The organism is Streptomyces sp. NPDC059695, from assembly GCF_042733785.1.
Taxonomy (GTDB): Bacteria; Actinomycetota; Actinomycetes; order Streptomycetales; family Streptomycetaceae; genus Streptomyces.
Genome location: NZ_JBHWFF010000015.1, coordinates 19,224 through 28,892, shown reverse-complemented (window position 1 = coordinate 28,892; position 9,669 = coordinate 19,224). Strand labels below are relative to the sequence as shown.

Genomic DNA, 9,669 nt, shown 5'->3' with positions numbered 1-9,669 from the left:
CCCGGCGCACCGTCCCTGCGGGCACCCGGCTTCCCCGGAACAGCCGTGTGCCCGCGCCGGATCGGGTCACCGGTCCGCGCCGCCTCGTCGTGCGGCGGCGGACCGGCATCTCTTCCGGTGTGCGTCAGGCGTTGACGCAGGTGTTGCCGAAGGCCGGGTTCAGCAGCCCGATGACGCTGACGGTGTTGCCGCAGGCGTTGACCGGGATGTGGACGGGTACCTGGATCAGGTTGCCCGAGCCCACTCCCGGCGAGTACGCGGCCACGCCCTGGGCCCCGGCGTCGGCCGAAGCCATCGCCGCGCCGCCCATCACGACGGCGCCGGCCGCCACCGCCACCGCGAGACCACGTCGTACACGAACCATCTCGACTACCTCCCATGGACATCCGAGACCGGGCGGCGGATCCGCTCGGCCTGCGGGGAGCACCGGAACCTCGGGTGCCTCCCTCGACCGTGCCTTCGCCGCGGGCCGCCCGTCGGCTGGGCCGGCGGCGCACTCTTCCCTCGAACGGGTCAGTCGCCGGGAGCGAGGGTGACGAAACCGCCCCATCCGCACGCCCGTCCGCTACGAAGCACTGCTGACACGCCCCTCCAGAGGTGGCCGACGCGGCCCGCACGGTCCGCACCGCGATCGCCCGAGCGAACAGTCAAGGACAGACATGCGATGGACGCTCCGCCCCCCGACGGCCGCACCCGGCCGTCCCCTCGCCTCCTCGGCACGGCCGGAGCGGCGCCGGTGACCCGACCGCTCCCCTTCGGTGCCGGGCCCGCCGCGGACCGTGCCGACCTGGCCGACGTCATGCGGAAGGTCGCCCACGGGGACAAGCAGGCCTTCTCCGTCCTCTACGACAGCCTCGCACCCCTGGTGTTCGGGATCGTCCTCAAAGTCGTCCGCGACCGGTCCCAGTCCGAGGAGGTCGCCCAGGAGGTGATGATCGACCTGTGGCGCCAGGCCGCGCGCTACCGGCCCGACGCCGGCTCCGTGACCACCTGGGCGGCGACCATCGCCCACCGGCGGGCCGTCGACCGCGTCCGGTCCGCCCAGGCGGCCTCCGACCGCGAGCAGGCCCAGGCCTCCCGTGAGCACACCACCGCGTTCGACGAGGTCGCCGAGCAGGTCGAGACCCGGCTGGAGTCCGAACAGGTGCGCCGGTGCATGCGCGGTCTGACCGAACTGCAGCGGCAGGCGGTGACCCTGGCCTACTACCAGGGGCTGACCTACCGTGAGGTCGCCGAGACCCTGCGCACGCCTCTTCCCACCGTCAAGACACGCATGCGCGACGGGCTCGTCCGGCTGCGCGACTGCATGGGGGTGACCACATGAGACAGCACGCGACCGACGCCCACACGCTCTCCGCCGCCTATGCCCTGGGCGCGCTCGACCCCGCTGAACGCGCCGGTTTCGAGGACCACCTGAGGGAGTGCGACGCCTGCCGGCAGGAGGCCGCGGAGTTCCGGGAGACCGCGGCGCGCCTGGCGGCGGCGGTCTCCCAGGCACCGCCCGTGTCGGCCAGGACCCGGGTCATGGCCGCCGTCGAGGGTGTCCGCCAGCTCCCGCCCCGCCTGCCCGCGCCCGCCGCCGTACCCCTCCTCGGCGGGCTGCGCCGCAAGGCACTCCCGCTGGCCCTGGCCGCCGGTGTGGCCGCGGCCGTGCTCGGCGGCGCCACGGTGTGGCAGTCCCAGCACGCGCAGGAGTACGAGCGGCAGGCCCGTCAGTCCCAGCGGCAGCTCGACGCGGTCGGCGCGGTCCTGGCCGCCTCTGACGCCCGCACGGTCCACGGACGGGCCGCCAACGGGGCGTTCACCACCGTCGTCGCCTCCCCGAGGCGGAACGCGGCCGTCTTCACCGCCACGGGCCTGCCCGCACCCGCCGCGGGCCGGACGTACCAGCTGTGGCTCGACCACGACGGCACGATGCGCCCGGCCGGGTTCATCGACCACGACGGAACCGTCGTGCTCTCCGGCGACCCGGCCGACGCGGGCGCCGTGGGACTCACCCTCGAACCGGCCGGAGGCTCCGCCCGGCCGACCACCACCCCCCTGCTCCTGATGGCCCTTCCCGCCTGACCGTCCCCAGCGGACGGGTCCCCTCACGCCGCCCCACGGATCACTCCAATCCGGTCGCCCGACCGCTGCGAAGTACGGGTGAAGGGCAGTGGCCGTGCTGCGTGTCGAGTGGCGGGAGCGGTTGTGGAGGAAGACCGGAGGGTGGCGGTCGTCGGTGCCGGGGTGGCGGGGCTCTCCGCCGCGTACGTCCTGTCGGCCTCGTGTCAGGTCACCGTGTACGAGGCGGACGGACGGCTCGGCGGGCACGCCCACACCCGCGAACTGGCCGCGCCCGACGGGCGGGCCGTCGCCGTGGACTCGGGGTTCATCGTCCACAACGAGCGGACCTACCCCACCCTGCTGCGGCTGTTCCGGGAGCTGGGGATCTCCACGCAGGACGCCGAGATGAGCATGTCGGTGCGGTGCGACGGCTGCGGCCTGGAGTACGCGGGCGCCCGGGGCCCGGCGGGCCTCTTCGCGTCCAGGGCCGCGCTGCGGGGCCGCCACCTGCGGCTGCTCGCGGAGGTGCCCGTCTTCCACCGGGGTGCCCGCCGCCTGCTGGCCCGCGGGGGCCATACGGGCCTGACGTTCGGGGAGTTCCTGCGCCGGGGAGGCTTCTCCCCCTACTTCGTCAGCCACTTCGCCCTTCCGCTCGTCGCGGCGGTGTGGTCCTGCCCCGCGCGCACGGCCCTGTCCTATCCGGCCGTCTATCTGTTCAGGTTCCTGGACCACCACGGCCTGCTGTCCGTCACGGGATCCCCCCGGTGGAAGACCGTCACCGGTGGCTCGTCCGCGTACGTCACGGCCGTCGCCAAGCGGATCCACCGTGTCCTGACCGGCAGCCCGGTCGACGCCGTCCGGCGCACCGGGGACGCGGCGGCGGTCACGACCCGCGACGGCGCCACCGAGACCTACGACGCCGTGGTCATCGCCACCCACCCCGATCAGGCGCTGCGCCTGCTCGCCGACCCCACCGCGGACGAGAAGCGGCTCCTGGGTGCCTTCCGGTACGAGCGGAACCCCACCGTGCTGCACAGCGACACCTCGGTCCTGCCCCGCTCGCCCCGCGCACGTGCCGGCTGGAACTACCGCATGGCCGGCTGCACGCCGTCGGTCGACCCCGTGCACGTCAGCTACGACATGGAGCGCCTCCAACGGCTGCCCGCCGGCACGGGCTACGTCGTCACCCTGGGCGGTGAGGAGGACATCGCACCCGACCGGGTGGTGGAGCGGATGGTCTACGAGCACCCGGTGTACACCCCCGCCTCGGTGGCGGCGCAGAGGGAACTCCCCCGCCTCGGCACGGGCGTGACCGCGTACGCCGGCGCCTGGCACGGGTGGGGCTTCCACGAGGACGGCTGCCGCTCCGGTGTGGAGGCGGCCCACTCCCTGGGGGTGGACTGGTGACCTCGGCCGAACGCAGCGTCATATCCCCGCCTGCCCCCGGCGGTGCGGTGTCCGCCGCGCTGTACGAGTGCGTCATCACCCACGTCCGGCGCACGCCCCTGCGCCATTCCCTGCGCCACCGCACCTACCTGTGGTGCGTGGACCTCGACCGGCCGCCGGTCCTGCCCCCGCCGCTCCGGCCGCTCGCCCGCTTCGACGCCCGGGACCACTTCGGCGGCGGCGCCGGATCCATCCGTGCCGGGCTCGACGGCTTCCTCGCGGCCCACGGCATCGACCTCAAGGGCGGGCGCGTGGTGATGCTGGCGCACGCCCGGGTGTTCGGGTTCGTCTTCAACCCGCTGAGCGTGTACTGGTGTCACGACCCGTCCGGCGCCCCGGTGTGCGTCGTGGCGGAGGTGCACAACACCTACGGCGAGCGCCACTGCTACCTGCTGCGGACGGACGGGGCCGACGAGGCCGAGGTCGAGAAGGAGTTCTACGTCTCGCCGTTCTTCGCGGTCGAGGGACGCTACCGGATGCGCCTGCCGCTGCCCGGGGAACTCCTGAGCCTGACCGTCCACCTCGGGAACGCGGACGGCCGGGCGTTCACCGCGGTCGTCCGGGGCCGCCGCCGGCCCGCCACCGTGTCCTCCCTGCTGTCCGCCGCCGCGCGCAGGCCCTGGTCCACCGCCGCCGTGTGGGCCGGCATCCGCCGCCACGGCGTCCACCTGCTGCTGCGCGGACTGCCCGTACAGCCCCGTCCCCGGTCCACCCCACAGAAAGGCATGCTGCCGTGACCCGTCCCACGCTCACCTCCCGGAGTCTCCCGCGGCGGCCCGGCCCCGCCGTCGGCGTCCCCCCGCAGGCGCGTCCGGCCCCCGGTCCCACGGCTTCCGGGCAGGGCCCCGCGGTCCGCGCAACGGTCGTCGACGCCGACCGCTGGCCCGACGTGGCCCGGCCGCCGTCGGCGGGCACGCTGCGTACGTCCGTGTCCCGGCACCTCGTCGGCCGGGCCCTGGACCGGCTGTCCCTGACCGGGAACACCGACGGCCGTGCCGCCACCGGCCCCGTCCTGACCCTCCACGACGCCGACGCCTTCCACCGGCGCGTCGGCCGCCACGGACTGATCGGCTTCGGCGAGTCCTACATGGCCGGCGAATGGGACAGCGACGACCTGGCCGGCGTCCTGACCGTCCTCGCCGAGCACGTGGACGACCTCGTGCCCGCCCCGCTGCGCACCCTTCGCCACCTGTGGGTGTCCGCCCGCCCCTCGGCCGACCGGAACACCCGCGCCGGGGCCCGCGACAACATCGGGCGTCACTACGACCTGTCCAACGACCTGTTCTCGGCGTTCCTGGACCCCACGCTCACCTACTCCGCCGCCGTGTTCACCGCGTTTCCCGCCCGGTTCGCCTCCCTGGAGCGCGCCCAGCACCGCAAGATCGACCGGCTCCTGGACCTCGCCCGCGTCGGAGAGGGCACCCGGCTCCTGGAGATCGGCACCGGCTGGGGCGAACTCGCGCTGCGGGCCGCCGCACGCGGCGCGCGCGTGACCACCCTGACCCTCTCCGAGGAACAGGCCGCACTGGCACGCGAGCGCATCGCGGACGCCGGTCTCACCGACCGGGTCGAGGTCCAACTCCGCGACTACCGCGACGCCGAGGGGCGTCACGACGCCGTGATCAGCGTCGAGATGATCGAGGCGGTCGGCGCCGAGTACTGGCCCGCGTACTTCACAGCGCTGCGCCGCGCGCTCGCCCCCGGCGGCAGGATCGCCCTGCAGTCCATCACCATGGGCCACCGGCAGATGCTCCACACCGCCGCCACCCACACGTGGATCAGCAAGTACGTCTTCCCCGGCGGACTGATCCCCTCCCGCAGGGCCATCGCCGAGCACTCCGCGGCCGCCGGGCTGACCACCGTCGCCGACCACGGGTACGGCGAGCACTACGCGGAGACCCTCCGCCTGTGGCGGGAGAGGTTCACCGGCCGGCGCCCCGCCGTCACCGCCCTCGGCTTCGACCCCGTCTTCCAGCGCATGTGGGAGTTCTACCTCGCCTACTCGGAGGCGGGATTCCGCTCCCGCTACCTCGATGTCCGCCAGCTCCTCCTCACCGAAGGGACCCGTCGATGAGGTCCACCGCCGACCGTCTCGCCCAGCTCATCGGCCACTTCCTCCCCGGCCCGCTCCCGGTGCGGCTGCGCGCCTGGGACGGCAGCCACGCGGGTCCGCGGGACGCTCCCCTGGTCGTGCTCCGGTCACCCGACGCCCTTCGGCGCCTGCTGTGGCAGCCGGGCGAACTCGGCCTCGCCGAGGCCTATGTGACCGGCGACCTCGAGGTCGACGGCGACCTCGCCGAGGCGCTGTCCCGGGCCGGCCGGACCGTACGCGACCGCCGGGCGGCGCGCCCCGGGCCGGCCGCGCTGGCCGCGTCCGCCGCCCTCGCCGTCCGGCTCGGCGCGGCCGGCCCTCCCCCGCGCCGTCCCGACGGGCGCGCGCGCCTGACCGGCGGTCTGCACAGCGCCTCGCGGGACCGGGCCGCGATCAGTCACCACTACGACCTCTCCAACGACTTCTACGCGCTGCTCCTCGACGCGTCGATGGCGTACTCCTGCGCCTACTGGACGCGCCCCGACGACCCGGCCTACACGCTGGCCGACGCCCAGCGGGACAAACTCGAGCTGATCTGCCGCAAACTCGCCCTGCGCCCCGGGGACCGCCTGCTCGACGTCGGCTGCGGCTGGGGGTCCCTGACCCTGCACGCCGCCAGGGAGCACCAGGCCCGGGTCACCGCCGTCACCCTCTCCGCCGCCCAGCACGACTTCGTCACCGCGCGCGCCGCGCGCGAGGGGGTGGGGGACCTCGTGGACGTGCAGCTGCGGCATTGGCGGCACATCGACGGCGGCGGCTACGACGCGGCCGCGGCCGTCGAGATGGGCGAGCACGTCGGCGACGCCGAGTACCCCGCCTTCGCCACCCTGCTGCACGACGCGCTGCGGCCCGAGGGCCGGCTCCTGATCCAGCAGATGTCCCGCGGAGCCCGGGCGCCGGGCGGGGGCGCGTTCATCGAGACGTACATCGCCCCCGACATGCACATGCGTCCCGTCGGCCGGACCCTGGACGTCCTGGAGGCGACAGGCCTGGAGGCGCGCTCCGTGGAGTCGCTCCGCGAGCACTACAAGACCACCATCGACGCCTGGCGCTCCCGTCTCGACGAGCGTGCGGACGCCGTCGAGACGCTCGTCGGGACGGCGACGGCCCGGGTGTGGCGCCTCTATCTGGCCGGCGCGGCGATCGCGTTCTCCGAGGGGCGCATGGGCGTCGACCAGATCCTCTGCGTCCGCCCGACCCGGGACGGCGGCTCGGCGATGCCCGCGACCCCCGCCGACTGGTACGCCCCGGTCGCCCCGGAGTGAACCGCACGGTCCGTGGGCGGCCGCGGGAACGCGGCCGCCCCGGATGTGCGGGCGCGGTGGACGCCACCCGCCTGGCGCAAGAAGAGGGGTCCGGGCTGGTCCGGTCGGGTGGGATCGTCGCCGTTCGGGGCGGGCACGCCGTGGCGCGGCGGCGCCGAACACGACCGTGTCCTCATGGCTGCGGACATGGGTTGGCATCGCACGGACTGTGCCGGGCTGGAGATCTGCTGCGACGAGAACGCCGTGCGGGGACTGCGGCTCCTGGGCTGGCCGGACGTCCTCCCCCGTTCGCTGGCCGCCGTCCTGGGCGATCCGACGGCTCCCGTGCCGGCCCTCCCGGCCGCCGGTCCGGGGGGCCGGGAGGGACCGCTCGGGAAGCGCCTGACCACCTGCCTCCGGCACCCCTGTGCCGGTTCACCCGAAGGTGAAGGCGAAGGCCTGGAGTCCTGGGGTGAAGCGGAGTTCGAGGTGCGCCTCGCGCGCGGTCCCGTCGTCGGTGAGGCGGTAGAGGGTGGGTGAGCCGTGGATCTTGAGGGTGGTGGTCTCCCTGCCGTCGACCAGGACGGTCAGGGTGCCTTCCCCGGCGAGGACGAGGTGGGCGTTCTTCGCCCGGTAGGTGAGGGAGAGGCGGGCGTCGGGCCCGGCGGTGAACTCCTCGTACGAGGCCTTCCACGTCCCGGCGAGGGCGAGCCGGTTCAGGCGGACGCCGCCGGCGGGATAGGCGTAGACGGTCGCGCGGTCCTTCACGAGCTCGGGGGTGCCCGCGTAACCGCGGATGCGACCGGTGCCGAGGTAGGTCTCCGGGGTGCGCCCGGAGGCGAGGTCGTCGTTGCTCTGGCCGGTGGCGGGCGGGAGCCGCACCGCGGGGTCGGCCCGGGTGAGGAGGTCGCGGATGAGGCTCTCGGTCTGCGCGTACCGTCCTTCGCCGAACGTGAAGTAGCGGACGGTGCCCTGTGCGTCGACGAGGTACTTGGCGGGCCAGAACCGGTTGCGGTAGTTGTCCCAGGTGTCGAGCTTGTTGTCGAGGGCGACGGGGTAAGTGACACCCAGCTTGCGGGCCTGGTCGGCGACGTTGCCCGCGTCCTTCTCGAAGGCGAACTCGGGTGAGTGGACACCGATGACGGTCAGGCCCTTGTCGCGGTAGGCGCGGTCCCAGGCCTCGACGTGGGGCAGGCTGCGCCGACAGTTGATGCAGGAGTAGGTCCAGAAGTCGATCAGGACCACACGGCCGCGCAGGGCGGCCAGGTCGACGGGCCGGCCGCCGGGCGTGTTCAGCCACGTGCTGATGCCGGCGAACTGCGGGGCGGCACCGCAGGAGCGGAGCTCGTCGACCCCGTCCTCGCAGCGCGAGAGCTCCTTGTTGGAGTCGTCGTACAGACCGGAGAGCTGCTGCCGGGCCGTGTCGCTGTCCTCGACCTTCTTCTGGGCCGCCGTGTAGTCGGGCAGGGCCTTCTGCAGCGCGGTGGTGACGTCGAAGGCGAGGGCGAACGCCAGCACGATCATGAGGGCCCCGGCCACGATCCGCAGCTTGCGGGCGCGGGTCCGGAAGGCGGCGACGCGCTCCGCCACGCGGCGGCCCGCCAGGGCGAACGCGAGAAGGGGGATCGCGGTGCCGGCGGCGAAGGAGAGGGTGAGGACGACGATGTCGGCGTCGATCTCACCGCGCGCTCCGGCGACGGTGATCGCGGCGAGGACGGGTCCGGCGCAGGGGACGTAGAGGAGCCCGAGGCCCAGGCCGAGGAGAAAGGCCCTGCCCTCCTTGTTGACCTGCCGCTGCGGGATCCGGGCGAAGGGCCTTTCCAGCAGCCGCTCGACGGCGGGGAAGATCAGCCCGAGGCCGATGAGGACCAGCAGGGAGAGGCCGATGGAGCGCAGGATGTCCTGGGGCAGCCCGAGCGCCGAGATGATCGTGACTCCGAGCAGGGTGAAGAAGCCGAAGCTGAGCACCAGTCCGGCGACGACGGCGTAGGGCCGACGGTTGGGAAGGGGCCGGGAGGCCTCCTGCGGTGGTGCCTCGACCCGTACGTCGCCCGGCGCCGGGGCCCCGGGCGGCTCCCGCTGCGGGGTCACGCTCCGCTTCGGCGGCTCGGTGCCCGGGCCGCCCGCCAGGAAGACCACCGGCAGGACCGGCAGGATGCACGGCGAGACGGCTGTGATCAGACCGCCGAGCAGACCGATGAGGACCAGGGTGATCATGGGGCCCGCCTTCGTACGGGAACGTCCGGAGCGCGTTCACTCGGTGACGATTCGGACCCGCCGAGACGGGGGATGGGCGCGGGCCGCACGGCGCCTCGCGTCCGCCGGACCCGGCGTGACGGGGAGGACGTCCCCTGCCGTGGGAGCGGACCGGCTCGGGACACACCGTGCACGCCGGCCCGCTTCCACCGAGCGGGGTGGGTCAGGCGGGGCGTCGGCGCCCCGGTCCGCCCGCGCCGGCGGGACGCTTCACGGGAGCTTCGCGGCCAGGACGTCGACGTGCCGGATGTCGGGGGCCTCGGCGAGGAGGGTGGGGGCGATGTCCATCAGGGCGGCGGCGATCGGGCCGCTCAGATGGGCCTGGCGTCCCGCTTCGTCGTCGAAGGTGTCGAAGACGCCGAAGGTGGTCGGTCCGAGCTTGAAGGAGTACCAGGTGACGGTCCCCGTCTCCCCGCGGGCGAGTTCCAGGGCGTTCTCCAGGAGTTCCTGGACCTGCGCGGCGTGCTCGGGCCTGGCCTCGATGCGGGCCAGGAGACCGGGGTGGGTCATGGGAACCTCCGTGGTGTCGGGTCTGCGGTGACGGCCGGGGAGCCCTGCATGCCGCTCCCCGGGCGTACGAAGCCG

At 74.1% G+C, this 9,669-nt stretch carries 9 protein-coding genes; 6 read left to right on the top strand and 3 right to left on the bottom strand.

The annotated features are described in order from the left end of the window. Positions 1–124: 124 nt before the first annotated feature. Complete coding sequence (locus ACFV2S_RS19965; protein WP_383797114.1) at positions 125–364, bottom strand: chaplin; 240 nt, start codon at positions 362–364, stop codon at positions 125–127. A 372-nt stretch (positions 365–736) separates the two neighbouring features. Here ACFV2S_RS19965 and sigK point away from each other — a divergent pair, with 372 nt between their 5' ends. The 6 genes from sigK to ACFV2S_RS19935 all read left to right on the top strand — a co-directional run bounded on the left by sigK (position 737) and on the right by ACFV2S_RS19935 (position 6,849). After that, on the top strand, positions 737–1,324 hold the full coding sequence (sigK, locus tag ACFV2S_RS19960; protein WP_385560946.1) for an ECF RNA polymerase sigma factor SigK: 588 nt from the start codon (positions 737–739) through the stop codon (positions 1,322–1,324). Continuing rightward, a complete protein-coding gene (locus ACFV2S_RS19955; protein WP_385560511.1) occupies positions 1,321–2,067 on the top strand; it encodes an anti-sigma factor domain-containing protein in 747 nt (248 codons plus the stop codon). The genes sigK and ACFV2S_RS19955 overlap by 4 nt, the downstream gene beginning before the upstream one ends. Before the next feature lie 141 nt (positions 2,068–2,208). Continuing rightward, on the top strand, positions 2,209–3,453 hold the full coding sequence (locus ACFV2S_RS19950) for an NAD(P)/FAD-dependent oxidoreductase (RefSeq protein WP_385560508.1): 1,245 nt from the start codon (positions 2,209–2,211) through the stop codon (positions 3,451–3,453). Beyond that, the gene (locus ACFV2S_RS19945; protein WP_385560505.1) at positions 3,450–4,229 is read left to right on the top strand and encodes a DUF1365 domain-containing protein; all 780 of its coding nucleotides are present in this window, start codon (positions 3,450–3,452) and stop codon (positions 4,227–4,229) included. The genes ACFV2S_RS19950 and ACFV2S_RS19945 overlap by 4 nt, the downstream gene beginning before the upstream one ends. After that, positions 4,226–5,566, top strand: a complete 1,341-nt coding sequence (locus ACFV2S_RS19940) for a class I SAM-dependent methyltransferase (protein WP_385560502.1) — start codon at positions 4,226–4,228, stop codon at positions 5,564–5,566. The genes ACFV2S_RS19945 and ACFV2S_RS19940 overlap by 4 nt, the downstream gene beginning before the upstream one ends. Then, on the top strand, positions 5,563–6,849 hold the full coding sequence (locus tag ACFV2S_RS19935) for a class I SAM-dependent methyltransferase (protein ID WP_385560499.1): 1,287 nt from the start codon (positions 5,563–5,565) through the stop codon (positions 6,847–6,849). Before ACFV2S_RS19940 ends, ACFV2S_RS19935 begins: the two co-directional genes overlap by 4 nt. Before the next feature lie 414 nt (positions 6,850–7,263). Here ACFV2S_RS19935 and ACFV2S_RS19930 read toward each other — a convergent pair whose 3' ends face one another. Both ACFV2S_RS19930 and ACFV2S_RS19925 read right to left on the bottom strand, forming a co-directional pair. Further along, complete coding sequence (locus tag ACFV2S_RS19930; protein ID WP_385560496.1) at positions 7,264–9,045, bottom strand: cytochrome c biogenesis protein DipZ; 1,782 nt, start codon at positions 9,043–9,045, stop codon at positions 7,264–7,266. A 249-nt stretch (positions 9,046–9,294) separates the two neighbouring features. After that, positions 9,295–9,594 (bottom strand): putative quinol monooxygenase, encoded by a 300-nt coding sequence (locus tag ACFV2S_RS19925; RefSeq protein ID WP_385560493.1) that lies wholly within the window; start codon positions 9,592–9,594, stop codon positions 9,295–9,297. Between the last annotated feature and the right edge of the window lie 75 nt (positions 9,595–9,669).